This is a genomic window from Streptomyces sp. NPDC054866 (assembly GCF_053610745.1).
Genome location: NZ_JBSGZA010000020.1, coordinates 1 through 24,557, shown reverse-complemented (window position 1 = coordinate 24,557; position 24,557 = coordinate 1). Strand labels below are relative to the sequence as shown.

At 68.0% G+C, this 24,557-nt stretch carries 21 protein-coding genes and 2 pseudogenes; 12 read left to right on the top strand and 11 right to left on the bottom strand.

Translation table 11 applies throughout. The features are described 5' to 3' along the window. Positions 1-603: 603 nt before the first annotated feature. The 3 genes and pseudogenes from ACWGI2_RS41890 to ACWGI2_RS41880 form a co-directional block, all read left to right on the top strand. Positions 604-879, top strand: a pseudogene (locus ACWGI2_RS41890) (ABC transporter ATP-binding protein); the annotation flags it as partial. Positions 880-992: 113 nt separating this feature from the next. Beyond that, positions 993-1,547 (top strand): annotated as a pseudogene (locus tag ACWGI2_RS41885) (class I SAM-dependent methyltransferase); the annotation flags it as partial. Positions 1,548-2,082: 535 nt separating this feature from the next. Beyond that, on the top strand, positions 2,083-2,307 hold the full coding sequence (locus ACWGI2_RS41880; protein WP_453401011.1) for a hypothetical protein: 225 nt from the start codon (positions 2,083-2,085) through the stop codon (positions 2,305-2,307). 167 nt (positions 2,308-2,474) lie between these two features. On the opposite strand, the gene ACWGI2_RS41875 is transcribed toward ACWGI2_RS41880, so the two are convergent. The 8 genes from ACWGI2_RS41875 to ACWGI2_RS41840 form a co-directional block, all read right to left on the bottom strand. Beyond that, complete coding sequence (locus ACWGI2_RS41875; RefSeq protein ID WP_453401012.1) at positions 2,475-2,894, bottom strand: hypothetical protein; 420 nt, start codon at positions 2,892-2,894, stop codon at positions 2,475-2,477. Positions 2,895-3,119: 225 nt separating this feature from the next. Beyond that, a complete protein-coding gene (locus ACWGI2_RS41870; protein WP_453701302.1) occupies positions 3,120-4,250 on the bottom strand; it encodes a cell wall protein in 1,131 nt (376 codons plus the stop codon). Positions 4,251-4,703: 453 nt separating this feature from the next. Beyond that, entirely contained in the window at positions 4,704-5,141 is a 438-nt protein-coding gene (locus ACWGI2_RS41865) for a hypothetical protein (RefSeq protein WP_453701300.1), read from the bottom strand. Positions 5,142-5,534: 393 nt separating this feature from the next. Continuing rightward, complete coding sequence (locus tag ACWGI2_RS41860) at positions 5,535-6,020, bottom strand: hypothetical protein (RefSeq protein ID WP_453701298.1); 486 nt, start codon at positions 6,018-6,020, stop codon at positions 5,535-5,537. A 503-nt stretch (positions 6,021-6,523) separates the two neighbouring features. Next, the gene (locus ACWGI2_RS41855) at positions 6,524-7,372 is read right to left on the bottom strand and encodes a ParA family protein (protein WP_453401016.1); all 849 of its coding nucleotides are present in this window, start codon (positions 7,370-7,372) and stop codon (positions 6,524-6,526) included. 1,158 nt (positions 7,373-8,530) lie between these two features. After that, positions 8,531-9,361: an alpha/beta fold hydrolase gene (locus tag ACWGI2_RS41850; RefSeq protein ID WP_453701296.1), complete on the bottom strand. Its 831-nt coding sequence runs from the start codon at positions 9,359-9,361 to the stop codon at positions 8,531-8,533. A 102-nt stretch (positions 9,362-9,463) separates the two neighbouring features. Next, positions 9,464-10,645: a macrolide family glycosyltransferase gene (locus ACWGI2_RS41845; protein WP_453701294.1), complete on the bottom strand. Its 1,182-nt coding sequence runs from the start codon at positions 10,643-10,645 to the stop codon at positions 9,464-9,466. A 104-nt stretch (positions 10,646-10,749) separates the two neighbouring features. After that, positions 10,750-11,403 (bottom strand): CatB-related O-acetyltransferase, encoded by a 654-nt coding sequence (locus ACWGI2_RS41840; protein ID WP_453701292.1) that lies wholly within the window; start codon positions 11,401-11,403, stop codon positions 10,750-10,752. Positions 11,404-11,513: 110 nt separating this feature from the next. Between ACWGI2_RS41840 and ACWGI2_RS41835 the strand changes: the two genes are divergently transcribed. Further along, on the top strand, positions 11,514-12,149 hold the full coding sequence (locus ACWGI2_RS41835) for a TetR/AcrR family transcriptional regulator (RefSeq protein ID WP_453701290.1): 636 nt from the start codon (positions 11,514-11,516) through the stop codon (positions 12,147-12,149). Between the two features lie 88 nt (positions 12,150-12,237). Here ACWGI2_RS41835 and ACWGI2_RS41830 read toward each other — a convergent pair whose 3' ends face one another. Next, complete coding sequence (locus tag ACWGI2_RS41830; RefSeq protein WP_453701288.1) at positions 12,238-13,362, bottom strand: ParB/RepB/Spo0J family partition protein; 1,125 nt, start codon at positions 13,360-13,362, stop codon at positions 12,238-12,240. Further along, a complete protein-coding gene (locus ACWGI2_RS41825) occupies positions 13,359-14,636 on the bottom strand; it encodes a ParA family protein (RefSeq protein WP_453701287.1) in 1,278 nt (425 codons plus the stop codon). Before ACWGI2_RS41825 ends, ACWGI2_RS41830 begins: the two co-directional genes overlap by 4 nt. A gap of 950 nt (positions 14,637-15,586) precedes the next feature. Between ACWGI2_RS41825 and ACWGI2_RS41820 the strand changes: the two genes are divergently transcribed. The 7 genes from ACWGI2_RS41820 to ACWGI2_RS41790 all read left to right on the top strand — a co-directional run bounded on the left by ACWGI2_RS41820 (position 15,587) and on the right by ACWGI2_RS41790 (position 22,904). Next, complete coding sequence (locus tag ACWGI2_RS41820; protein ID WP_453701286.1) at positions 15,587-16,702, top strand: bifunctional DNA primase/polymerase; 1,116 nt, start codon at positions 15,587-15,589, stop codon at positions 16,700-16,702. After that, positions 16,699-18,219: a DNA primase family protein gene (locus ACWGI2_RS41815; protein ID WP_453701284.1), complete on the top strand. Its 1,521-nt coding sequence runs from the start codon at positions 16,699-16,701 to the stop codon at positions 18,217-18,219. Before ACWGI2_RS41820 ends, ACWGI2_RS41815 begins: the two co-directional genes overlap by 4 nt. After that, entirely contained in the window at positions 18,216-18,617 is a 402-nt protein-coding gene (locus tag ACWGI2_RS41810) for a DUF6009 family protein (RefSeq protein ID WP_453401025.1), read from the top strand. Before ACWGI2_RS41815 ends, ACWGI2_RS41810 begins: the two co-directional genes overlap by 4 nt. Before the next feature lie 406 nt (positions 18,618-19,023). Beyond that, entirely contained in the window at positions 19,024-20,487 is a 1,464-nt protein-coding gene (locus ACWGI2_RS41805; protein WP_453401026.1) for a DNA primase family protein, read from the top strand. A 133-nt stretch (positions 20,488-20,620) separates the two neighbouring features. Beyond that, the gene (locus tag ACWGI2_RS41800; RefSeq protein ID WP_453401027.1) at positions 20,621-21,022 is read left to right on the top strand and encodes a DUF6009 family protein; all 402 of its coding nucleotides are present in this window, start codon (positions 20,621-20,623) and stop codon (positions 21,020-21,022) included. A 146-nt stretch (positions 21,023-21,168) separates the two neighbouring features. Further along, the gene (locus tag ACWGI2_RS41795) at positions 21,169-22,488 is read left to right on the top strand and encodes an MFS transporter (RefSeq protein ID WP_453701283.1); all 1,320 of its coding nucleotides are present in this window, start codon (positions 21,169-21,171) and stop codon (positions 22,486-22,488) included. Further along, positions 22,485-22,904 carry a GAF domain-containing protein gene (locus ACWGI2_RS41790; protein ID WP_453401029.1) on the top strand — a complete coding sequence of 140 codons (420 nt, stop codon included), beginning with the start codon at positions 22,485-22,487 and terminating at the stop codon, positions 22,902-22,904. Before ACWGI2_RS41795 ends, ACWGI2_RS41790 begins: the two co-directional genes overlap by 4 nt. Before the next feature lie 95 nt (positions 22,905-22,999). Here ACWGI2_RS41790 and ACWGI2_RS41785 read toward each other — a convergent pair whose 3' ends face one another. Next, positions 23,000-23,872 (bottom strand): ScbA/BarX family gamma-butyrolactone biosynthesis protein, encoded by an 873-nt coding sequence (locus ACWGI2_RS41785; RefSeq protein WP_453701281.1) that lies wholly within the window; start codon positions 23,870-23,872, stop codon positions 23,000-23,002. Between the two features lie 500 nt (positions 23,873-24,372). On the opposite strand from ACWGI2_RS41785, the gene ACWGI2_RS41780 reads away from it, so the two are divergent. After that, positions 24,373-24,557: carboxymuconolactone decarboxylase family protein (locus ACWGI2_RS41780; RefSeq protein WP_453701280.1), on the top strand; the 185-nt coding region annotated here is incomplete at its 3' end.

The window sequence follows — 24,557 nt, the reverse complement described above, 5'->3', positions numbered from 1 at the left end:
GACGACACCAACACCCACATCAGCCCAAGCCAGACCCACACCCCACCCACCAGCCCCCACACACAGACCAGTGACACCCCAACGCAGATTCGCACTGAAAGTCCAGCGCAGCACATCCTGGTCGACGTGAATGCCGGTGCGAAAGCCCGAACGCCACGGCATTGGTTACGCGTCCCGACTCACGAGCCATCTCCAGCCAACGCCACACCGTCCGCTGGGAGACCCCGGCAGCCTCGGCAGCGATCCGGACATGAACACGCGTCACACCACCGGCCTGGCCCACCGCCAACAGACGACGCACCACCACCTCCCGCAACACCACAGGCGCAGCCGCGGAACCGGTCACCGGAACCATCCCAGACCACGACAGCCGACTCCTCGCCATACCAACCAGCACACCCGAGCCCCAGACGCCCGCGCACAGGAAGAGACAACTCCATGACAGAAAGAGACTGCCCACGCTAGGCACTCCACGGCAGTCGACAGCCACCTCATGACAGCCGACACGAACACGGATACCCGCACACCGACCCGCGTCCAAACACGACCTGGAAGATCAAACCCACTGCTGACCAACCACCCACTCACATCACCCACTCACACGCCCGCGCCCTCTACCGGCAACCTGAACTACTCATCCTCGACAAGCCGACCCCACAGATGGACGCCAGAGGCGAGCACCAGATCTTCGAAAAGATCAAACACGGCGCCCGCGACCGCATCACCATCGTGGTCACCCACCAACTGGACAACACCCGCCTCGCCAACCACATCCTCGTCATGGACAAAGGCCACATCATCAACCACGGCACATACGAAGACCTGGCCAACACCAAGGGCCTGTTCGCAGAACTCCTCGCCTTATCCAAAGACCGGTAAGCAGGGCCCCCGGCCCCCAGAACTCAACGAAACAAGCAGGCAGCGCCACCAGCTCACCGCTCACCCACTGGGACGGCGAGCCCTACATCCGCGAGCCGGAGTGCTGCACCTCAATGGCACTTCTGGCCGCCAAATGCACACAACCGGCCAAGCCCAGTCGGCATTCAGCCGCTGCACTGCGCTGCCGTCGCAATACCACTACCGAGAAGGGCGGGCCTCCGCACATGTTCACCACGCGGGATGAATGGGACCGTGGCTACACCGAGGGACGCCGCTACCGGCCACTGACCGACACCGAGCACGCGCTGCTGGCCACACATCTGCCGCCTATTGCCGGGGCACGAGCTCTGGACGTCGGGTGCGGGACCGGCGAACTCGCCGCGCACCTGGCCTCGACCGGCTACACCGTGGACGCCATCGACTGGTCCGAGACCGCCCTCGCCGACGCCGGCACCCGCCACGGCGACGCCGCTCGCTGGCTACGCCTTGACGTCGAGGAGGACGACGGGGCCGCGCTCCACGACGACGGCTACGACCTGATCACCCTGCGATTCATCGCTCCCTTCCTCAGCTTCCGCGATCGCACCCTGGATGCGCTGCACCACCGGTTGCGGCCTAACGGCGCCCTCGTACTCATCACTCCGCTCGCCGCCGACACACCAGCCGAACGGCGCGACATCACCCTCGACGAGGACGAACTCGCCCACCTGCAGAACCGATGGGCGGCCGAGCGGCACGACGCCGACGGGCTGGTCATCCTCATCCTGCGCAGCCCGCGCCGGGACGAGGCCGCTCCGCACCTCGCAGCCCAGCGCACGCCCTCTGGCACCCGCAGCGGGCAAGACGCTGCCCAGCGCCAGCATCACTTCCGCCTCTTGGGGCGCCACTACAGGCAGGTGGAGTCCGGGCGCAAAACGGTCGAAGTCCGCGTCGCTGCCCCCGAGAAGGCGGCCGTCGAAGTCGGCGACACCATCGTCTTCCACGACCAAGACAGTGGCCGGGAAGTCGACATCGTGGTGAAGCGCATCACCCGCTACCCCTCGTTCGAGGACCTGCTCAGCACGAGGATCCAGCCCGCATCGACCCGGACTGCGCGCGCGAGGTACTGCTGGGCCACGTCCGCACCCTCTTTCCGCCGGCCAAGGAAGCGCTCGGTGCACACCAAGACTGCTCCTGACGCATTTCCTGCACGCCGGACCCCGCATGCCCCTGAACAAGGTGGGTTTCGTCTTCGACGGAGGCCAGCTGACCGCGGACCAGCTCGGCCGGATCCGCCTCGATCCCGCCGAGCACAACATGTGGGCCGTCCACGACCTCGCCGGGTGGCAGGAGTTGATGGCGCCCGGAGCCTTCGCCCGTCTCGACGCCGTCGAACAAGCGCGGCGCTGCGCAGGCCCCGCCTACCCCACGAGGAGTCGCGCCGGGTAGGCGGGCATGGGGTGATTGTGGTGGGGCTCGGGCGGTTGATCCTCCGGGATACGCGAAGGCCCGCCCCGGTGGTGACCGGGGCGGGTCTTCTGTTGCTGCATCGGCGGGAAGCTAGGCGGCCGCATCCTGTGAACGGGCTGCCTCGCCCCTCATCGCGCCCAAGCTCGTCAGTAGTCGATCAAGCCTGTAGCGCGGCTCGTCCCCTTGAACTGCACGAAGAACTTGGTGTTGTCGAGCACATCGGTGGCAGCCAGGCCCCAACGGCCCGCCGCCAGGCCGCGCCAGCCGTTGCAGTCCCAGCCTGAACCCTTCTTGAAGCAGGTCCTCACCTCGCGGGATGCGTCCAGCTTCAGGTTGATGTCCTTGCACCTGGTGGTGGTGGTCGCGTAGGTGCCCCTGGCCGGCCAGAACGCGGGGTCGTTGCTGCCCGTACCCGGCGAACCGGTGAAACGCGGCGCGTTCTCTGTGCAGGCTCGCGCAGCGCTGACCGGTGTGTCCGAGGCTGCGGCCTGCCCTGCTGCCGCGGTCATGCCGCTTCCGAGCAGCAAAGCAGATGCCGCTAACGCTCCGATCTTGGCCTTTCGCATGAGTGTTCCCCCTGTCTCAGCACGGGTGTTGCGGTCAGCACAGGAAGCTACAGACGGAGCTGCTCGCATCGCGTCCCGCAGTCGTATGACCTTCTGCTCCACCCAGCGCGTCAGCGGGTAAACCACCGCGGTACCAGGCGGTGGATCGTGCAACGAGCGCGGTAGCGGCTTGCGGATGCGGGGGGGGGCTCTCCGAAGTTGACCACCGGCGTTCGGCCGCACGTTTCACGCGTAGGCGTGTCCGAGGCCTGCGTGGAAGTGCCGAGAGGCGGCGAGGCCGGCTGCCTTCACGGTGAGGCGGGTGCCGTACAGGTCCAATGCGTCGTCCTCGCCGTGCTCTTGCAGGTGGTCGATGACCAGGCCGATGTCCCACTGCGCGGCCTGGCGAGCCTCCTGCCGTTCCTGGGCCGTACGTGCCACGTGGGCCTCGGCGACAGCGGCCGCACGCTCGGCGCACAGCTCACGCCAGGCAGCATTTGCCATCGGCTCGACGGCCACAGCCTGTGCCGATGCGCGCTCGCGGTCCGCCTGTTCTACGCCGTGCTCCTTGGTCAGCCTGGCGGCGAGATAGCGGTGCGGGCTGGCGGGCCGCCAGTTGGGCCCGACAATTACGGCCGGGGCGTTCTCCCGCAGCCACCTATCGATCTGGAACTCGTCGTAACCGTCGAGGACCCGGTCGACGAGCACCCAGGACAGCTCGGGAATCGTCATCCGCTGGGTCCAGTTGTGCAGGGGCCTCAGCCTACGGGCGAGGCGGTCGGCGACTTGGAACGCGAGTGCGGTTACCCGCCTTCCCAGGATGCTGCGACGAGGTGTGATGTTCCTGGCACGCGGCAGCGTAGCTTTTGCTTTCCCACCCACTTCAGATACAGGTCCGTGGTGGTGAGGCCCACGAGAATGGGGCTCACGGCCCTTGGCGATACGAGGCTTTGGAGTCCGTGAGGCGGTAGTGCGGGCGGTCGTGACGGCCCGGACGCGGCCCTGCTCGGTGACGCCGATCTTGCGGGACTCGTAGCCGTGGCCAGCGATGCGATGACCCATCGCATCGTCGTAACAGGGCGGGATGACCGCGCCGTAGACGGTGGCGGTGGCCGTGTACTTGCGACCGGGCAGGCGCAGGTTGCGCTTGGAGCCGTGGATGAGCCATACCAACGCGCCGAGTTCACGCAGGTAGCCCACGTGCCGTTTGACCGTGGCTCGGGACTGCTGGGTGCGCACGACGGTTCCGTCGAGGTCGTACAGGACGATGCCGCGCTGGTAGTCCATGCGCGTGGCGAGGTCGTTGGCGACCTCGAGGGTGGTGGTGTTCGCCTTGGGGTGGAGACCGGAGGCGACGAGCCAGGTGACGGCCTGCATCCAGGCACGGGGCTGTGCGCACCGTGAGGCGGTGGTGAGCACGTCCTGGGCCGCTCGGTGGACGAGTGGGGGAACGATGCCGGGGCGGTTTGGAGGCTCTTGGGGTGAACTAGCAGGGTTCCTTGAGGCGGATTCGGGCAGCACGAAGCTGGCCCTTGTGGCGGTGGCTATGATGGGCTCCCGGACGAGGAATGGGTTGAGGCAAAGTCCCATCGCAACTCGGCGGCCTGGCGAGGCGAATCGGTCGAGCTGGATGGGTTATTCAGTTAGGGATCTGGCTGAGTGGTTCCTTCCTGGTCTGTGCGCCGGTGACGGCGTCGAACACGAGTGGCCCGGGACGGATGTCCCGGGCCGTTCAGTTCCTGCAGGCGCTGCAGGAAGTCTGGTCAGAGGCGGTTGCCCGCCCTGGAGGGCCGGTGTCGGCCCCCACCAGCAGGATCATCTGTGCGGTCATCAAGCAGCCTCTGAGGCGATGCGCCGGGACGGAAGTTCGTCGAACCACTTGCCCAGCGGGGCGTAATAGAACGGCTCGTCCGCCAGCTTGAACAGGGCGGCGCAGTACTCACCGGGGCCCGTGGCCAGGGTGCAGCCGGTCTGATGGATGAACAGACCGGTATCGGGGGCGATGTCGTCGGGCAGGGCCGCGCGCGCCGTCTCGATCGTTATTGATTCCCACACGCGCAGGCCCTGGTCGCGGTTGGCGGGGCGGCGCTCCTCGGGCCACACCAGACGCTTGAGAGCCCCGTACAGCCGCACCAGGACGATGTCGGTCTCCACCGTGTGATGTGAGTCGATGACACCTTCTTCGGCGGCATCCCGGGCCACTTTGGGCAGCACCTTGGCCTCGGCGGCCAGCGCTCGCAGGGACCAACTTCCCGGCGCGGTTCTCATGTGGCGTCCCTCTCGTGGTGTTGCCTCTCACACTAGTGCCTCACACGCCCCAATGTGGAATTGACAGACTCATTCGAGCGTGTCACCCGCCGCACACATGTGCGGTCTCCTGGCTGGTTGGTAGCGGCGGACTGCCAGGCAGTGCAGCACTTCTGACGGAGTTTCGGGGTAGTGGGGGCACGAGGCGCGTCCCGATGTCGGCGTGGCTGTCAGCGTTAGCGTGAGTGTGTCAGTGTCAATGCGTGCACGTAGGCATGACTGTGTGCAGCAGTGGGTGTGTGTGTGAATGCATGCGTGATCGCGTGCATGGAAGTGTGTGAAGAAGTGAAATCCCTGGGTACGCAAAAAGGGTCTGACCCCGCAGCGGGGCCAGACCCTTCAAGTAGACGCAGGTCAGGGGGCCAACGGCCCCTCCTCATCGAGCTGGTCGAGGAACACATCGGCGGCGGCGCACACCACATCGATCACGATGCCGGCCCGATGGCCGCGCAAAGAGCGTTTCAGATTGGCCAGGAAGGCGTGCACCTCCGGGCTGACACTCATCTGCGCACTCGTGCCAGGCGGGTGCTCACCGCCCCACCGACGTACGAGCCATTCGTTGGCCAACGCCGCCTGCGCGGCCGGTTCGTCGGGCAACTGCCGCAACGCCGCGTCGAGATAGTGGCCGGGCTTCAGCCGCGGGCGCTGCGAACTCACCGCGTCCTCATCGGCCCGCTGCTGGAGCCTGATCTTGGTCTCGGTGAGCATCCGGCCCGACCACATGGGCCAGCCGCCTGCCGTGCGGTGGCTCAAGAAGCCCTGCACGACCGCGTCCTGGGCGGGCGTGGCCTTCCCCTTCTTCTTCTTGGGCCTCTGCTCGAGTACCGGCTCAGCTGACATGGCCGAGAACGTCGGGGCGCTGTCGTTCACCCGTCGCCGGGCCGCCGCGGGCATCGTGGAACCCACCGTGTCGGCACCCGTGCTCGCAGGCGCAGGCGCAGGCCCAGAATGCTCTGCCTTCCCCTCCCCTGCCCCGGGTGTCTTTGCCTCGGCCGCCTGGTCCTGCGCGACCTCGGGCTGAGCCGAGGGAGCGGGATCCGCGTGGGCCGTCTCCTCGGCGGGCGCCGCGGGAGGGCCGCCTGCGGGCTCAGTTTGACTTTGCTGCGGCACGGCCGTCGGGGCCTTAGCCGCCTTCTTCTTGGTGGCTGCGTCGGGTTCTGGGGCGGGTGGCTCAGGGGCGGGTTCGGGCGCCACCGCCACCACGGCAGGAGCAGCTCCTTGGCGTGCCTGCTCCGCCTCCGCGTCACCGAGGAATCCCCCGGCATCAGCGTCGTTGCCCACATGCTCGATGGCATCGAAGTTGAAAGAACGCGACTTGCCGCGACGTCCCTTGCGCGCCTCGCTCATACCGCCAGGCTCCCAAGGCGCTCGAGAATCTCTTCGGTGAGGTCTTCGTACCAACGGCTGGCCGCGTAGCTCGGCTCGTCGATCACGATGGGCCGGCTCACCCCGTACGAGGCGGAAATCTGCGGGCTGGTGCGGATCTGGTTCGTGAACGGCGCCAGATCATGCTTGAGCAGATACGCGTCGACTGCGTCGGTCTCGTCGTTGCGCTTGGAGGGGGGCAGCGCTTCATTGAGTACGGTGCCGAGAAAGACCGGCTTGCAGGCGCCCCCCGTACGCTCGGGGACCTTCAGCGTGTTGTTGCGAACCACGCGCGCCCCGTCAGCGGTCGCCAGACGCGGGTTACAGATGGCGATGACGTAGTCCGCAGCGGCCAACGCCACTGACGACAGCGCATCCGCGGACGGCGGGGTATCGATCAGCACCACGTCGAACTGGTCTGCCACAGTCATCAGCAGCCGCCGCAGCGTCGGAGTGGCTTCCCAGCCCCGCTTGGCGACTTCCGCCCGGGCCCGGTCGGTTACCCCCATCACCGAACCGATGACGTGCAGGCTGCCGGCGGAATCGAACTCCTTGAGCAGCACCTCACGATCAATCATCCGGTCGGTCAGGGGCATCATCGAGTCCCAATCCCCAGTCTCCTGGGCATCGACGTAGTCGAGCAGCGCATCGCCGATGTCTTGGGGCTTCTTGGCGAAAGCCCCCAAGGCCACGCCCAACTGCCCCTGCAACTCCAGGTCGATCGCCAGCACACGAGCGCCCGCACTGGCGAACGTGGCACCAAGGTTCACGGTCGTGGTGGTCTTACCCACCCCGCCCTTCTGACTGGCGACGGTGATGACCCGCATGGGTGCCTTTCCGTCCCACCAAACCCGATGGCAGTAGCACCACACCGACCGAGATGCGCCGTTGCTACCAATCCGTGCTGTGAGACTGACAGATTCATAATGACGACGCACAGATTAACAGCAGAATCAGCAGAACCCGCCGAGTTTCAGGCCCTCAAGCGTGTCGCTCCGCTCCCCCAGCCTCGCTGCCACGACCCTGACAGTTTCGAAGCCGCCTATTCGCCCGAGATGTCGTAGCCGAGCGCATCAACGAGGCCGAGTGCGCCCGGGCGCGAGAGGCGCTGTGTGTATGTACCAACGCACGCTTCACCGTGTGCACGCCCGCTCGCCAGAGTGGACGGACGCGAGTTGGCGCGCAGGAGCACGGGAATGAGCGCAGGCACGTATGGGTGACCGTCCGCACCAGCCGGTGCGCGCATGTGTGAGTAGGCGTCAGTAGGCGGGAGTGCACGCGTCACTGAACGCAAGAACTAGTGCAGCGAGGGAGGTAGGCACGTGTGTGGGCGTGTCTGCGTGTCTGCACGTTTGCATGTCCGCAGGAACGCCAGCGTGAGCCAGTGAAAGAGAGTAGGCGTGGACGAGGGCGTGCGCGCGTGAGCGTGTGCATGCGTTTACGCACGAAGGGACGCAAGGGTGAACGCAAGAGAATCTGCGTGTGGGCGTGTGGGCGTGACCGAGCGCGAGAGCGAACCAGGGAAAGAGTGAAGGGGTGGGCGAGCGCACGGGCGCGTAAGGGCGTGAGCGAGAGCATGCGTGCGAGTTGGAATGTGTGCACGCGTGAGTGCGTGAAAGTGTGTGAACAAGTGAAACCTTTGCCGAAGGGCTCGGCTCCGCCTCGACATGAGCGCATCGAGACGAAGCCGTTTCCTCGCCGAGGACTCGACGAGGGGACGTTGAGTGGTCGACATGGCCAGCAATGCGCAGGTCAAGGCAAAGCCTGTGTGCGTGTGTGCGTGCGTGAAAGTGTGTGAATAAGTGAACACCGCTCCTGCGGACACGCGGACAGGGGTTGCTGCTGGCGGCGGGCGGCTGGGTGGACGCGTTGCGCGAGAGGCCAGCTTCCGCCGCAAGAGCGAGGTTCGTCAGCTCGCCAGGGGAGCGGTTCTACCGATTTGAATGACGCTGAATCAGCTACGCGTAGGGGTTGAGGGGGCTTGCTTACGCCGGTGCCTGAGTGCCGAATCCGGCGGTGAGGAGAGCCGACAGCTGGCCCGGTGCGTCTTCCTGGAGGAGGTGGCCCGCTCCCTCGATCCAGTGCAGCTCGGCGTGTGGGATGCGCTCGTGCAGCCAAGTGGCGTACTTCGGGGGAAGGATGCGGTCCTCGCGGCCCCAGATGAGGCGTACCGGCAGCGACATGTCGCCGAGCAGGGGCTCGTACGCGACGGTGTCCGACTGCCTGATCTGGCTGTACTGGCGGTAGAACGCCGCCTGCCCCGCGGCCCCCCGCCACGGTGCGAGGAACGCGTCGAGGACTCCCGGCCGGAAGCCGACGTGTGTGGCGTGCCGCAGGTGGCTGGCTACCAGCGCTTCGTGGGCGTAGTCCGGTAGCTGCTGGAAGACGTCCGCGTGGTCCAGGATGAGCTGGAAGAGCCCTCGCTCCCACTCGCCGCCGCTCACCGCGTCGAAGAGGGTCAGGTCCCTGTAACTCCTCTTCTCCAGCAGCAGTGTCCGCAGTGCCACGGCCCCGCCGATGTCGTGGGCGACGACGCTGGGGCTGGACAGCTCCCAGTGGTCGAGGAGCCGGGCGAAGTTCTTCGCGTGAGCGGCCAGGCTGAGGTCCTGGCCCTCGCGCTGGTCCGACTGGCCGAAGCCGAGATGGTCGAAGACGAAGACGGTGCGGGTACGGGCGAGTGCCGGCGCGATGTCCCGCCAGAGAAAGGAGGAGTACGGGGTGCCGTGCACCAGCACGACGGGGTCGCCGCTGCCGAGGACCTTCCACCGCACCATGCCCTCGGTCGTCTCGAACTCCTCGCCAAGTGTCCAGTTCACCCTCGGTCTCCTCCTCTGCTCCTCTACGACATGACCGGCACCCTTGACAGCGAACCTCGCCCTTTCAACTGCCCTGCCTTGCCTTGCCCGCAAAACTAGTCGTCATGGTCGGGGGAGCATGCCCTCGATGAGGTCGGCGGCGCGCCGGGTGCCGCCCTCTGCCCGGGCGGCGGCCTGCAACTGCTTGGACCGGTCGACGCGTTCCGGATCCGTGACCAGGTCGTTCAGCGCCGCCCGAAGGGTCTCGGGGGTGGCGTCAGCGGTGTCCACACGGCGGGCGACGCCGAGCTCCACGAGCCGGTCGGCGTTCATGAACTGCTCGGCTCCCTGCGGTACGGCGATCATGGGAACGCCTGCCAGGAGCCCTTCGCCGCAGCCGCCCATCCCGGCGTGGGTGATGAAAGCGTCGGCCTGTTCCAGGATCGCCCGCTGCGGGACCCAGGAGTGCACCTCGATGTTGGGCGGAACGGCGCCGAGTTCCCCGGCGTCCGTGTGCTTGCCGATCTGGAGCACGACGTGCCAGCCGGGCAGGTCGCCGAAGGCGGCGACGCACTGGCGGTAGAACTCCGGTTGGCGCGTGTACGCCGAGCCGAGCGAGATCAGCAGTACGTGGTCCGCGGTCGCCGGGCGGGTCCAGCCGTCCGTGTCCGGCCGGGTGTCGAAGCAGGGGCCGACGAAGGTCACCGTGTCGGTGTCGACTCGATCGGCGTTCGGCTGCATCGCCCGCGGGATCAGGGCGAGGGCCCGGTCCGGCGGTCCGGAGAAGGCGTCCACGTCCGTGGTGGTCGCCCCGCACTCCGCGAGCCACCGCGCGAACCTCTCCCGGTACGCGTCGGCTCCCGGCAACTTCCGGAGATGCGCCGCGACTTCCTCCTCGTATCCGTCCCAGCCGACGAATGTCGGGGACAGCTGAAGGAGGGGGCGGCCCTGCGCTTCGGCGAGGGCGCGTGCCGCGTAGGCGCCGATGTCGTAGAGGTACAGGTCGGCCGGATCGTCGTCGTAGGCGGCGCGCAGTTGAGGGAGGGCCTGGACGGCGTCGTCGAGGAAGAGGCTCGCCGCGGCGATGGGATCGGCAGGCCAGTCGTTGTCGGCGACGGGCAACATGGAGGTGCAGGGCACCAGCTCCGCGCCGGCGGACTCGATCCGGTCGGCCATGAGCGGGTCGTTGGCGTAGGTGACGCGGTGCCCGCGGGCCACCAGTTCGCGGATGAGCGCGAGGCTGGGCAGGACATGGCTGACGATGGGGATGCCGACCATCGCGACATGGGCGCGGCGACGGGACATGAGCGATCACTCGTTTCTGGCGCGGCGGGACGGGAGCGGGCGGTCTGACCGGGACGCGGTGTCAGGGCTCAGGGCCGGTCTGATCAGGACGCGGTGTCATTGACTCAGGGCCGGTTGGTCTGCGCGGCAGCCTCCTCCAGCTCGGCGACGGTCCCCGACATGATCGTCCGTACGTGCTCGGTGATGTGCTCCGCGGGCCAGTCCCACCAGGCGACGGCGAGGAGCCGGGCGATGTCCTCGGCGTCGTAGCGGGTGCGGATGAGACGGGCGGGGTTGCCGCCGACGATGCCGTAGTCGGGTACGTCGTCCGTGACCACGGCGCCGGAGGCGATGATCGCGCCGTGGCCGATCCGTACGCCGGGCATGACCGTGGCGCCGTGCCCGAACCAGACGTCGTTGCCGACGACGGTGTCGCCCCGGCTCGGCAGGCCGGTGATCAGGTCGAAGTGCTCGGCCCAGGAGCCGCCCATGGTGGGGAAGGGGAACGTGGACGGCCCGTCCATACGGTGGTTGGCGCCGTTCATGATGAACCGCGTGCCCGTGCCCAGCGCGCAGTACTTGCCGATGACGAGCCGCTCGGGCCCGTAGTGGTACAGCACGTTGCGCGTCTCGAACGCGGTCGGGTCGTCCGGGTCGTCGTAGTACGAGTAGTCGCCGACCTCGATCAGCGGCGACTTCACCAGTGGCTTGAGCAGGACGACGCGCGGGTGCTCCGGCATCGGGTGGAGCACGGTGGGATCAGCGGGAACGGGCGGCATCGGGAAGACGGTTCCTCTCGGTCGGGAGGGCGGAGCTACTAGTGCGACATCTGTTGCGTTAAGATGCTGACACAGCCCCGCCCGTTGATCAACCGGATACTGGATTCCCGATGACAGACCCGACAGACCCGACGGCCATGACGCCGGACCGCCGTCCGGGCGGTCGCACCGCCCGCATCCGCGCCCAGGTTCTCGACGCGGTGCGCGCCGAACTCGCCGAGAGCGGTCACGAAGGACTGACGATGGAGGGTGTCGCGACCCGCGCGGGGGTGCACCGCACCACGGTCTACCGGCGCTGGCGCGACGTGGGCGGCCTGCTCGTCGACGTCATCGAAGACGCCGGCGAGATCGACTGGCAGCCACCGGACACCGGCTCCCTGCGGGGCGATCTGACGGCTCTCAATCAGGAGATCCAGGAGTCCCTGGTCGTACGGCCGTCATTCGCTGTCGCCCTGATGGCCGCTTCGTTCCACTCCGAACAAGCCGCGCGGGCCCAGACGCAGCTGTGGGCGGACCGGTACGCCCAGTGCGAGATCCTCGTCCAGCGCGCCGTCGAACGCGGCGAACTCCCCCGACAGGACACGGACGCACGGAGCCTGCTGATCGCCGCGACGGCGCCGGTCTACCACCAGTTGGTACTCCTGCGCGCCGACCCCGACGCGCAACTCCCGGCACGGGCCGCGGCGGCGGCGATGCTGGCGGCTGCCGCGGGTGCCTTTTCCGTTCGTCGGGAAGGGAGCGTTTGATCGAGGAGGTAGGGGGCGCCTGCCAATGGGACGGCCCCGCCCCCCGGCCATCAGGCCGTGGGGCGGGGCCGTCGCCCGAGCCCGTGGCTCAGGTCCGGGTCCGGGTCCGGTTGTTGAGCAGCTTGACCAGCTGCTCCAACTTCTCGGCAGGCATGTGCTCTTCGAGGATCCTCAGCACTGCTTCGGGCCGGCCGAAGGGCATGGACTGGATGCCCACGAGTTCTGGCAGCGGTTCGCGCTGCCGTGTCTGTTCCGCGGGTTCATCCGGCGCCACCGCTGGCGCCGGCGCTGCCCTGCGGTGCTGTGATGCGCGCTGCTTCGGGGCGCCGGTGGTCCCAGGCTCGGGCTTGTTCCGCGCGGCACCCTCTATTACGGCGTAATAATTCTCGGTGGGCCCGGGCTCCGGCTCGTCTCCCGCGGCGCCCTCTATTACGGCGTAATAATCCTCGTGGTCGGCGCGGGGCGTGCTGCGTGGGCGTCGGCGGGAGGTCTCATCCGCGGCCTTCTTCTCCTTGAGCTCCTCCAGCGCCTTCTGCTGCTGCTTGGCGGGCTTGTTGCCCACGGCCCGGAGCAGGTCGACGTTCTCGGTGCCGTCCTCGAGGCTTTGCCGCAGCTCGGGGGTCAGGCCCAGCAGGGCCAGGCGCTGGGAGACCCAGCCTTGTGACCTGTGGAGTCGCTTGGCGAGCTTGGTCTGGGTCTTGTGGATGGCCAGCAGCCGCTGCAAGGCGCGCGCTTCGTCCATCGGCTCCAGGTCCTGGCGGTGGACGTTGGCGACGAGGGCCGATTCAAGGAGCTCGTCCTCGGTGCTGCCCTGGGTGTCGTCGACCATCACCTTCAGCTCGGGGACCCCGGCTTCGCGGGCGGCCCACAGGCGGCTGCTGCCGTCGACGACCACATGCGTGGTGCCGTCTTCGAGCTCGCTCTCGCGGGCCGGGTTCGCGTTGACGTAGGCGTCGCGGTTCATGACCGTGACGGCTTGCTTCTGGCCGTGGTCCTTCAGGCTGTTGCCCAGGTCCGTCAAATCCCCGAACGTGGTCCGAGGGTTGTCGGGGTTGGGGCTGATGAGGTCGACGGACAGTGCGGTCGGGTCGGGGATTCCCTCGGTGGGCACACCGCCGGTGGCCGCGGCCACGGCCGCGCGCCGGGCGCTCACCTGGCCGCGGGCCCTGCCGAAGGACGCGCCGGTTCCCAACTGGTCGGCGACACGGCTCATGACAGCTCCCTTGCCAGTGCGCGCATGGTGATGGCCTGCTCGCCGCGAGGCGAGAACGACAGCAGCGGCTGTTTGACGCGCACGGCCTTGCGCTGGTCGCCGAGGTCGCCGATGACCGCGATGACGCGTGGATCCTTTATGGCGATCCAGGCGTCCAGCGAAGAGGTGGCGATGTATCCGCGGCGCGGATCGTAGAGGTTGACGACGATGCCCAGGTAGTCGAGTTCGATGCCCATGTCCTCGCGGAGGTCCTCGATCTGCTCGATGAGGAGGTCGTAGGCATCAGCACTGCTGTCCTCGGCCTGCACGATGATCAGGGGTCCGGAGACGCCGGTGTCTTCCTCGTCGCGGCGTCGGCCGTAGTAGATCGCGGCGTCCATGCTGAGGCCGAGGCTGGGCGGGCAGTCGACGATGATTTCGTCGTAATCGGCTTCCAGAGGTGCCAGGGCTCGCTCGAGGGCTGCCTCACGGAAACGCACCTTGGACAGGGCGACGTCGAGGAGGAAGGCGTCTTTGCAGCCGGGCAGCAGGTCCAGGCGGTTGCCGTAGCGGTCGTCGTCGATGGTGACGACCAGGTCGTGGATGTCGCCCTTGGCCTCGCCGGACATGTGCTTGCTGAGGCTGTCGAAGTCCGGGCTCATCGGAATGTCTTCCTGCCCGAGCTGCTTGGTCAGGTGGCGCTGCGGGTCGAAGTCGACCATGAGGATACGGCGGCCCAGGCCGGGCAGTTCCTCGATCTTGAGCGCTGCCTTCGCCGGGCCCCGCTCGGCTTCCTCATCGGCTGCGGCTGCTTCCTGTGCGGCGATCTGGTCGGCCAAGTGGCGTGAGATACGCACGGGGTGCAGGGAGTTGGGGTCCTCGGCGAGCGCCGCGCCCAGACCTGAGGTCACGGCTGTCTTGCCGACGCCGCCCTTCTGGTTGCAGACGATGCGGCGCTTGGGGTGCCTGCGGCGCGGGACGGTGGGGGGCGGGTTGCTCTCCAGCCACAGCGTCACCGACTGGGCGAGCCCCTGGATCAGGGAGACCCTGCGGTCCTTGGCGACCCGGGTGAAGGAGGCCCACTGTCCCGTGGGCAGCCAGGTCGAGAAGGAGTCGGCGCCGGCGGTGTCCAGAGGGACGGGCGCGGCAGCGAGGTTCATCCAAGCGGCGATGCCCTGCTCGACCGCGTGCTGGAGGTCGATCCGGTGCTGGGCGGCGCGGATCTTCAGATCATGGCGGAGTTGGCTGGGGAGTTTGGAGACGACCTTCTCGCGGTCGGCGGCTGGCGAGCTCATGCGGACACCTTACTAACGCAGGCCTCTCGCATGCGACTTCCACACGTTACCTTTCACCTCTCTCGCTATTACGCCGTAATAACTGTGGCGCCGTGCGACGCCACCGGCCCCCGCGCTGCGGACTATTACGGCGTAATAACTTGCGGTGCCGTACGGCGCCAGCGCCGCCGCGCGGCAGGGCTATTACGGCGTAATAATGCGACGCTCTCCGCCGCTGCCCAGCTCGCCAGATGCCCCTCCCCGGTGGACAAGCCCGCGTGCTGCGGCGAGCAGCCGGCCGAACGAGGTGCTCCACCGGATACTGGCGCACAGCGAAGAATCGAACTGATCGAACAGTCCGTGCTGACGTCGCCCCGACAGCAGGATCATGACGTCTCGTCAGGCAGGAGGATCCCCCTCCCGGGTGTGGGCGCCGCAGCTATTACGGCGTAATACCCGCAGCTTCGCCGCCGTCCCCGGTCGGGGGGAGGGAGGGGGGAGCCGCACGGCCTCCTGGCAGAACGAGCATCGTCACGTGTCGCCGTCAGCGACTGAACTGCCAGCGACCAAGGGCCTCGTTTGGTCGCTGCCGTCTTTTTGCCAAGTATGCGCAGGTCAGGGGCGGTCAGCTCCCTGGGACAGCGACTGAAGCGACTCGGGTTCGAGTATGTAGAGACATTCCCGTGTGCGTGCGCATGCGTCATAGATAGGGAGCTTCAGTCGCTTCAGTCGCTGTTTGGTAGTGGTGGACCGCTCTGACCTGCGGTTATTGAAGAGCACTCACGGCAGCGACCGAGCGATTCCAGTCGCTGGCGCAGGTGTTGAGTCGCTTCGGTTGAGTCGCTGCGGTGCGTTTGGGCGGGTCGTCAACATGGCGTGTGGCTTTCCGTATGGGCTCCGCCCGCCTGTCGGGATCCTTCGCTAGGCTATGTCCGTCGTTGAGTCGCTTCAGTCGCTGACGGGGGAACTGCATGTCTGCTGAGCTGCGGAGTTCTCGCAGCGACTCACAGCAGCCATCCCTGGACGAAGCTCCGGCCGCTGCGCAGTCGTTGACCACAGCCCGGCAGTGCGCCGCCCGCGGCTGGCCGGTTCATCCGCTTGCGCCGGGCCGTAAGACCCCGGCCGCGAACTGTGAGCGCTGCCGCGTCAAGGGGCACTCGCGGGCCAACTGCCCCTGTGCGGCGGCGGGTCGCTGGTGTCACGGCTTCCACGCGGCCACCCTCGATCCTGAGCGGATCACTCAGTGGTGGGGCCCGCGGCCCGACCACGGTGTCGGGGTCGCCTGCGGCCGGGCAGGCCTGGTCGTCATCGACATCGATGCCCACGGGGCTCAAGTCCCCGCCCGTGACCGGCTCCTGCCGGGCATCCACATCGGCGAGCACATAGACCTCACCGGCCTGGCGAACGGCTTCCACACCCTGGCCGTCCTCGCCGCACTCCGCGGCATGCCGAACCCGGCCACCGATACGTCGACGCTGCGCGTGCGCACTCCCTCGGGCGGACTCCACGTCTGGTACCGGACCGACCCCGCCGCCGGCTGGCAGTGCTCGACCGGTTCGGGACGCGCCCGCGCCCTGGCCTGGCAGGTGGACGTCCGTGCCCACGGCGGCTACATCATCGCCCCGCACACCACCACGGCGTCGGGCACCTACACCCCGCTGAGCGGCGCCGAAGAACCTGCCGCGCTGCCCGACTGGCTGGCCCGCGAGCTCGAGCGCACCGGGCACCTGCCCGCAGCCGACGTGCCCGCCCCGCGCACGATCCCTCCGCGCGCCCGGCAGGCGGTCCTGGCCGCAGGCGGCGGACGCGACCACGTCCGCAACGTCCTTGTCTCCGCCCTCGCCGACGTCGCGGACTGCGGCCAGGTCCCTGAAGGCGCGGGTTTCTCCGACCGGCTCAACCGGGCCGCCTACACCCTCGGAGGGCTCATCGCCGCCGGGCTCCTGCCTCACGACACCACCGAACGCGCCCTGCTCGCCACCGCCTCCGCGGCCCGCCCCGGACAGGACCACCGTGCAGCACAGATCATCCGCAGCGGAATGAGCGCCGGGATGCGACGGCCCCTTCGCCCGGGGACGCGCCCATGACACTGCCCGAAGAGCCCGCCGCGCTGTTCGACTTCGACGCCGAAGCCGTCGCCGCCCAGATCCGCGCCCAGGCGGCCCCCGGCACCCTGCCCGCCCAAGCCACCGGTCCCGCGGCCCGGACGGCGGGCGGAGCGACGCCCGACGGACTGCTGCCGGACACGCTCACCGACCGCGGCAACGCCAAACTCTTCGTGAAGCTGTACGGCGCCGACTACCGTCACGTCCCCGGCCTCGGCTGGTATCGCTGGCAGGGCACGCGCTGGCAGTTCGACGAGGACGACACCGTCATGTGGGCCGCGGGCGACCTCGCTGAAGCCTTCGCCACCACCGACCCCCGCGGTGTGTTCTCCGCTTCGGAGCTCAACCAGCACATCCGGCGGGCCATGAGCACCTCCGGCATCAACGCCATGCTCACCCAGGCGAAGGCAGCCCCGGGCATGGTTCTCAACGCCACGTCCCTGGACGCCGATCCGTACGTCCTGTGCACCACCGAAGGCATCGTCGACCTGCGCACCGGCCTGCTGCGCGCCCCCGACCCGAACAAGGACTTCCACTCCCGCTCCACCAGCGTCGGCCCCCAGCAGACGCCGGTGCCGCGCTGGCAGCGCTTCTTGACCGACACCTTCGGGCGCGGCCCCGAAGACCAGGAAATGATCGACTTCCTGCAGCTGCTGCTCGGCTACTCCGTCACCGGCGATGTCGGCGGCCAGGTCATGCCGTTCCTTTTCGGGTCCGGCAAGAACGGCAAGTCCGTCCTCCTGGACGTCCTGATGAAACTGCTGGGCGACTACGCGGATGCCGCCCCGCCCGGCTTCCTCATGACCCGCCCCTTCGAGGGCCACCCCACCGACCTCGCCGAACTGCACGGCCGCCGCGTCATCGTGTGCTCCGAGGTCAAGCCCGGCGACAAGTTCGACGAGGCCCGCGTCAAGCTCCTGACCGGCGGTGACCGCATCAAGGCCCGCCGTATGCGCCAGGACTTCTTCAGCTTCGCCCCGACCCACAAGCTGTGGCTGCTCGGCAACCACCGGCCCGAAGTCGGCACCGGGGGATACGCGTTCTGGCGCCGCATGCGCCTGATCCCCTTCGAGCACGTCGTCTCCGACGACCGCAAGATCGACAACCTCGCCGACATCCTGGTCACCGAGGAAGGCCCCGGCATCCTGGGCTGGCTCGTCGAGGGCGCCTGCCGCTACCTCGCCGGTGACAAGGACCTCACCGGACCCGAGCGCGTGCGCATCGCCACCAGCGCCTACGCGGAGACCGAGGACCACGTCGGACGCTTCTTCGACGAATGCTGCGCGCTGAGCCCCGCTTCGCGGGCCGAGCAGGCCAGGCTGTACGCCGAGTACAAGGCCTGGTGCCGCCACGAGGACGCACCGGTCATCTCCTCCCGTGCGTTCGCCGCACGCGCCCGCGAGCTGGTCGGCCTCGCCTCGCCCAAGGAGATGATTCTGTCCAACTCGCGCAAGTACTACCCGGGCATCGGACTGCTCGCCGATGAGGAGAGAGCATGAGCTCCCTGATCACCGAGGACGAGATTCGGGACGAGAGCCAGCTGGTCTGGCTCGAGGACATCGCCGAACTCGACTACGTACGCCAGAGCCTGGACCGGCTGCCCACCCGGATCGGCAAGCCGGCCTACCGCCGCGACGGGCGCATGGTCGGCTACGCCGTCCTGGCACCCCATGCCAAAGCCTCGCGCTCTTCGGGCACCTTCCGCCGCCGCGTCTTCTGGCTCCTGCCGCACGACCGCGACAGCCAGCCCCAGGGCCTCTACGAGAGCGGCGCCCCCGCGGAAGCCGTCGATCCCCGCACCCTTGCGGCAGGAGCCAAGGGCTGCAAGACCGAGCGTTCCGAAGGCGGGCCCCCGTCGACCGCGATGCGGGAACTGGGCATAACACTGCCTCTCTGACAGCCCGTTGGGGGGATTGCGGTTCTGGGTCGCTTCAGTCGCTGTCCAGGCGGGACTGAGATCCGCTCAAGAAGCGGTGGAGGCGGAAGTGGCTGGGAGACAGCGACTGAAGCTGCTTCTTTACCTGCGCACAGCTCGAAGGAACCGCAGTTCAGATGGTGTTCGCTCGGAGAGCAGCGACTGAAGCGACTCAACTTCTGGGCATGCCAAGGCATTTGTGCGTGCCGGTGCGTGCGTGTACTTGTCAGTGATGCGGCACAAGCTTTGGCCTTCGGCGCCCCCGGCGGCCGGGACTTCGCTAATCTATGTCGGTCGTTGAGTCGCTTCGGTCGCTGATGGGGGGCTAGGTGTGTGCTGATCTGCGGTTTCCGTGCGGCGACTCACAGCAGAGCCCCGGGGGCCGCTGATGACGCCGAGGCCGGACCGGAGCAACGTACTGGTCGACTTCGACGCGGATGTGGACGCGGCCTTACCGGAGAGCGTCGCCACGCCTGACGGACTGCTCCCGGACAGCCTCACCGATCGTGGCAACGCCAAGCTCTTCGTGAAGCTCTACGCCGCCGACTACCGGCATGTGCCCGGCCTCGGCTGGTACCGCTGGGACAGCACGCGCTGGCAGATCGACGAGGACGACACCGTGATCTGGGCGGCAGGCGACCTCGCCGAGGCCATCGCCGTGAACGACCCGCGCGGCACCCACACCACCACGGCGCTGCAGCAGCACCGCAGGCGGGCGCTGAGCACCTCCGGCATGAACGCGATGCTCAGCCAGGCCAAGTCCGCGCCGGGCATGGTGCTCAACGCGGCACTCCTGGACGCAGACCCCTACGTCCTGTGCACCCCCACGGGCATCGTGGACCTGCGCACCGGGCTCGCGCGCACCCCGGACTCCAACAAGGATTTCCACTCCCGCTCGACCTCGGTCGGCCCCCGCCCGATGCCGACCCCGCGCTGGAACCGGTTCCTCGCCGACACCTTCGGGGACGACGACGAGGGCGCCGAGATGACCGGCTTCCTGCAGCTGCTGCTCGGCTATTCGGTCACCGGTGATGTCGGCGGCCAGGTCATGCCGTTCTTGTTCGGCGTCGGCAAGAACGGCAAGTCCGTCCTCCTGGACGTCCTGATGAAGCTGCTGGGCGATTACGCGGATGCCGCTCCGCCCGGTTTCCTGATGGCCCGTCCCTTCGAGGGCCACCCCACCGACCTGGCCGAGCTGCACGGACGCCGGGTCATCGTGTGCTCCGAGGTCAAGCCGGGGGACAAGTTCGACGAGGCGCGGGTGAAGCTCCTGACCGGCGGTGACCGCATCAAGGCCCGCCGGATGCGCCAGGACTTCTTCAGCTTCGCCCCGACCCACAAGCTGTGGCTGCTCGGCAATCACCGGCCCGAAGTGGGCACCGGGGGCTTCGCGTTCTGGCGCCGTATGCGGCTCATCCCGTTCGAGCGGACCGTCTCCGACGACCGCAAGATCGACAACCTCGCCGACGTCCTCGTCACCGAGGAAGGCCCCGGCATCCTCAACTGGCTGATCGAAGGCGCACGCCGTTACCTCGCCGGCGACAAGGACCTCACCGGGCCCGAGCGCGTGCGCATCGCCACCAGCGCGTACGCGGAGACCGAGGACCACATCGGCCGTTTCCTCGGCGAGAGCTGTGTGCTTCACCCGGATCAACGGGCAGAACAGGCACAGCTGTACGCGGCGTACAAGGCGTGGTGCCAGAACGAGGGGGTGCCGGCGATGACGTCCCGCTCCTTCGCGGCTCGTGTGCGCGAGACGGTCGGGCTCGCGTCGCCCAAGCAGATGATCCTGTCGAACCAGCGCAAGCACTACCCGGGCATCGGACTGCTTGCCGAGGAGGAGGATGCCTGATGACGGTATCGAGCCAGGACAGCCGGCCGCCCGCGGCGCCGTTTGCCATACTTCTGCCTCCTGATGGGTATCCGGGCCATGAACTCCACCAGGCGGCGGCGACGTCGGACAGGGCACGAGAAGGTAGGACAGCATGAGCGCGCTCATCGACCAGGATGAGATCCGTGAGGAGACGGATATCGTCTGGCTCGAGGACTCCACCGCGCTGGACTACGTCCGTCAGAACCTCGACCGGCTGCCGACCCGCAAGGGCAAGCCGGCCTACCACCGCGACGGCCGCATGGTCGGGTACGCGGTCCTCGGCCCCGGCGCCAAGGCGTCCCGCTCCTCGGGCACCTTCCGCCGCCGGGTCTTCTGGCTCCTTCCGCACGACCGCGACACCGAACCGAGCGGTCTGTACGCGACCGGGGCCCCCGCCGAGGCCGTCGACCCCCGCACCCTCGCCCCCGGCACCAAGGGCTACAAGACGGAGCGCTCGGAGGGCGGGCCGCCGTCCTCGGCGATGCGGGAGCTCGGGATCACGCTGCCGCTGTAGTACGTGGGGCCGGCGCCGACGCCACGCCACGGGGGGCGGGGCCGGTGAACTCGGTTGCAGGGCAGCCGAGAAGGAGACTCCGCCGCCGCTCGACCGGGGTGCGATGCACTGCGTCCACCGCCCCCGACCGAAGGCCCGGAGCCGCGATGACCTCCGCCCCCGGGGCCAGCCCCCGCGCCAAGCACACGCCGCCCGCTCGCCGGACGTTCGCCGCGCTGTCCGTGCGTAACTTCCGCCTCTTCGCCGGTGGTCAGCTGGTGTCCGTCGCCGGCACGTGGATGATGGTCGTCGCCCAGGACTGGCTGGTGCTCTCCCTGACCGGCGACTCCGGGACCGCCCTCGGTGTCGTCACCGCCCTCCAGTTCGCCCCGATGCTGCTGCTCACTCTGCACGCCGGCGCTCTCGCGGACCGGTACGACAAGCGACGCCTGCTGATCGTCTGCAACCTCGTCTCGGGCGCCCTGGCCCTCTTGCTCGCCCTGCTCGTGCTCACCGGGCAGGTGGGCCTGTGGCACGTGTTCCTGTTCGCCCTCGGTCTCGGCACCGTCAACGCCGTCGAGGTACCCACACGGATGTCCTTCGTCAGCGAACTCGTCGGCACCGAGCTGCTGCCGAACGCGTCCGCCCTGAGCGCCGCCTACTTCAGCACCGCACGCGTCCTCGGCCCGGCGCTCGCCGGACTCCTGATCGGCTGGTGGGGCACCGGACCTGTGATGCTGCTCAACGTGGCGAGCTACCTCGGTACGGTCGTCGGTCTTCGGCTGATGCGGCCGCGCGAGCTGCACCGAGCGGCGAAGCGGCCCGAACGGGCGCCTGTCATGGACGGTCTGCGACATCTCGCCGCCCGGCCCGACCTCGTGCTGCCGATGCTGCTTGTCGCCGTCACCGGCATGCTGGCGTTCAACTTCCAGCTCACGCTGCCGCTGCTCGCCAAGACCGTGTTCCATACGGACGCCGCGTCCTTCGGTCTCCTGACGACGGCGCTCGCGGCGGGTGCCCTGGCCGCCGCGTTCCTCAACACGCGGCGGCGTGGGCGGCCCTCGTTCAACCTGGTCGTCGTGGCGGCCGTGGGCTTCGGGCTCGTGGAGGCGTTGGCCGGGCTCGCCCCCAACTACCCAGCCGCCGCCGTCTTGTTGTTCCTCACCGGCTTCGGATCCATCTCGTTCTCGCAGGCCGCCAACCACCGGATCCAACTGGGCACCGAACCCGCCTACCGAGGCCGTGTCCTGGCCCTCTACACGCTGGCCTTTCAGGGCACCACACCCCTGGGAGCCCTCCTCATCGGGTGGCTCAGCGAGCACGCGGGTGCCCGCGCCGGGCTCCTGGTGGGCGGCGCGGGCACCGTCGCCTTCGCCCTCGCGGTGCTCGCCGCCGAGGCGGTGCGCCGCCGCCGGGCACCAGGAGCCGGGCCGCTCGACCCGCGCTCGACCGGCTGTCGGCGCCTGGGTGCCACACTCCGATCATGAACGAAGCAGCAGACAGGACCGACACCTGGCTCCGGCGCTGGATCACGGCACATGGCGGCGTGGCCGGCACCGTTCATGCGCGGCGGGGCGACGACATGGTTCTCGCCGCCGCCGTGAACATCCCCCCGCCCGTCGTCGCGGTTGTGGGCGTCGTACCGAAGGGAAAGGGCATGGCTGGCCTGGCCTTCGAACGTGACGCGGCGGTTTCCACCTGCAACCTGAAGACCGACACGACCGGTGATGTACGGCCGGGAGCCAGGGCCGTGGACGCGAGCGCCGCGGTGGCGATTCCCGTCCACGACGAGGCCGGTGAGATCCGGGGCGTCGTCGGGATCGCCTACCAGGGGGAGCGTGCCATGGACGACAGCGAGCTCGCCCTGCTGACGCGTGAAGCCGAAGCGCTGCCCTCGGCATAGCGGACCGGGCACGCGAAAGCCTCCCCCGAGCGGCACTCGGGGGAGGCTGTGTGCGGTGCGCGGGCGCGACAGGGCCCGCTCTTCAACTGCCTTGTCTATACGGCGACTTGGTTCTGTATGAAGCCGGAGAGCTCGGTGCTGAAGGCCTGGTGGCCGTCCTGGTGGCCCGTCACCACGACGCTGAACATGCCCGGTTGCTGTACGGGCAGCGGGACGGCCTCGATCCAGCAAGGGGTGCCGAACTCGACGTACCGCTGGAAGCGGTTGACCGTCTGGGTGGGGACCATCGTGGTACCCGGTCCCAGCAGGGCGTTCGCGCCCTGACGTGCGGCTTCGAGCAGGACCATGCCGGGGATGTGGTCGCCGCCGTGGTCGAACATCACGGGGTGGGTGGGGTCGGGGTTCAGCCGCCAGACGGTGGGCTGGTCGGTCGGGGCGAGGACCAGGTCGTTGGGGAGCGTCCGGCCGAAGTCGGCCGGCGCCTGGCCGGTGGGGCGGTAGTCGATCGCCGCTTCGGCGGCGGTGCCGCGCAGACGGCGGTAGGCGGCGGGGGAGACGCAGGTGAAATGCCCTTCGCCCACCGCCACTACGTGGTCGCCGCGGCGGATGGTGACGTTCACGCCCGACAGCAGGTCGCGCCGCTCCGAGGTCCAGATCGTCTCGATCTTGAGATCGCTGGGTGTGTGCCCTATCCCCATGTGCTCGGGGTAGGTGGTGGCGGATATGTCCCGCATCACGAAGTGATTTCCGAGGGGGACACCGAACTCGGTGTGGGCGAGATACAGGCCGATCTGACGGACCGTCTCGACAGCCTGCAGATGGTCGTGGCTCCGACCGTCAGGGCTGTTGAAGAAGGTATGGGCGCGCGGCCACTGTCCGGTGAGCGAGAAGATGTGTCCGCCCGTATTCTCACAGCTGGTGAGGAATACCTCTGCTAGCGAAGCGCGGTGCACGTATTCCTTGGGCACGGTGGTGGTGAGCCTTGGAAGTTCACTCGGTTCGTTCCGGTTGGATCTACGACGGGTTCCACTGAGACCCCGGTGATCTTTCGTCTGGGGCGCTACCGCACTGCTCATGAACCTTTTCCCCCCGGGAAGCGATTAGAAGCGTTGCAAAGATACATACTCACCGGTTTCATTTTCAAGAGGTTCTGTCGCTGCCTTAGTTCAGACGCGAATTCCGTGACACCGGGTAGCCAGATTCGCTGTGCGACTTCATTGAGTGACGCCAGGGTGCCCTGATGTGGTTTTCTTCCGAACGGAAGTTGGCTGTTGCGAGACCGGGCGCGCGGTTATTGGGCGCTCGGAGTCGATGTTGTGCCCGCGCGGCCATGGGGGCTGTCCCGGTCTGCCGGACGGCCGTCCTCAGGCGCCTGCGCGGGGACGTCACATCGGACCGACCTCACACTTTGGGGGGCTGTGTCGTCGGAAGGGTGTAGCGGTATCCACCACGCATTAGGGAGTTCGTTATGAGTGTTCGTCTGAATCTTTTCGGCAGTGAGATCGCAGGCAAGGCGATGAAGGGGATCAACACGGCGAGCATGGCCGTCATCAACAGTGGGCTGCTGCCGAAGGCGACGATCGACCTGGTGCTGCTGCGGGCGAGTCAGATCAATGGCTGTGGTTTCTGCACGGACATCCACAGCAAGGACCT

Excerpts from the sequence above, each read along its gene's own strand:
- ACWGI2_RS41865 (WP_453701300.1), bottom strand. The coding sequence starts at position 5,141 with ATGAGAACCGCGCCGGGAAGTTGGTCCCTGCGAGCGCTGGCCGCCGAG.
- ACWGI2_RS41830 (WP_453701288.1), bottom strand. The coding sequence starts at position 13,362 with ATGAGCCGTGTCGCCGACCAGTTGGGAACCGGCGCGTCCTTCGGCAGG.
- ACWGI2_RS41870 (WP_453701302.1), bottom strand. The coding sequence starts at position 4,250 with ATGCAGGCCGTCACCTGGCTCGTCGCCTCCGGTCTCCACCCCAAGGCG.
- ACWGI2_RS41880 (WP_453401011.1), top strand. The coding sequence starts at position 2,083 with ATGCCCCTGAACAAGGTGGGTTTCGTCTTCGACGGAGGCCAGCTGACC.
- ACWGI2_RS41800 (WP_453401027.1), top strand. The coding sequence starts at position 20,621 with ATGAGCGCGCTCATCGACCAGGATGAGATCCGTGAGGAGACGGATATC.
- ACWGI2_RS41795 (WP_453701283.1), top strand. The coding sequence starts at position 21,169 with ATGACCTCCGCCCCCGGGGCCAGCCCCCGCGCCAAGCACACGCCGCCC.
- ACWGI2_RS41805 (WP_453401026.1), top strand. The coding sequence starts at position 19,024 with ATGACGCCGAGGCCGGACCGGAGCAACGTACTGGTCGACTTCGACGCG.
- ACWGI2_RS41875 (WP_453401012.1), bottom strand. The coding sequence starts at position 2,894 with ATGCGAAAGGCCAAGATCGGAGCGTTAGCGGCATCTGCTTTGCTGCTC.
- ACWGI2_RS41810 (WP_453401025.1), top strand. The coding sequence starts at position 18,216 with ATGAGCTCCCTGATCACCGAGGACGAGATTCGGGACGAGAGCCAGCTG.
- ACWGI2_RS41820 (WP_453701286.1), top strand. The coding sequence starts at position 15,587 with ATGTCTGCTGAGCTGCGGAGTTCTCGCAGCGACTCACAGCAGCCATCC.
- ACWGI2_RS41825 (WP_453701287.1), bottom strand. The coding sequence starts at position 14,636 with ATGAGCTCGCCAGCCGCCGACCGCGAGAAGGTCGTCTCCAAACTCCCC.
- ACWGI2_RS41855 (WP_453401016.1), bottom strand. The coding sequence starts at position 7,372 with ATGCGGGTCATCACCGTCGCCAGTCAGAAGGGCGGGGTGGGTAAGACC.
- ACWGI2_RS41790 (WP_453401029.1), top strand. The coding sequence starts at position 22,485 with ATGAACGAAGCAGCAGACAGGACCGACACCTGGCTCCGGCGCTGGATC.
- ACWGI2_RS41835 (WP_453701290.1), top strand. The coding sequence starts at position 11,514 with ATGACAGACCCGACAGACCCGACGGCCATGACGCCGGACCGCCGTCCG.
- ACWGI2_RS41815 (WP_453701284.1), top strand. The coding sequence starts at position 16,699 with ATGACACTGCCCGAAGAGCCCGCCGCGCTGTTCGACTTCGACGCCGAA.
- ACWGI2_RS41845 (WP_453701294.1), bottom strand. The coding sequence starts at position 10,645 with ATGTCCCGTCGCCGCGCCCATGTCGCGATGGTCGGCATCCCCATCGTC.
- ACWGI2_RS41860 (WP_453701298.1), bottom strand. The coding sequence starts at position 6,020 with ATGTCAGCTGAGCCGGTACTCGAGCAGAGGCCCAAGAAGAAGAAGGGG.
- ACWGI2_RS41840 (WP_453701292.1), bottom strand. The coding sequence starts at position 11,403 with ATGCCGCCCGTTCCCGCTGATCCCACCGTGCTCCACCCGATGCCGGAG.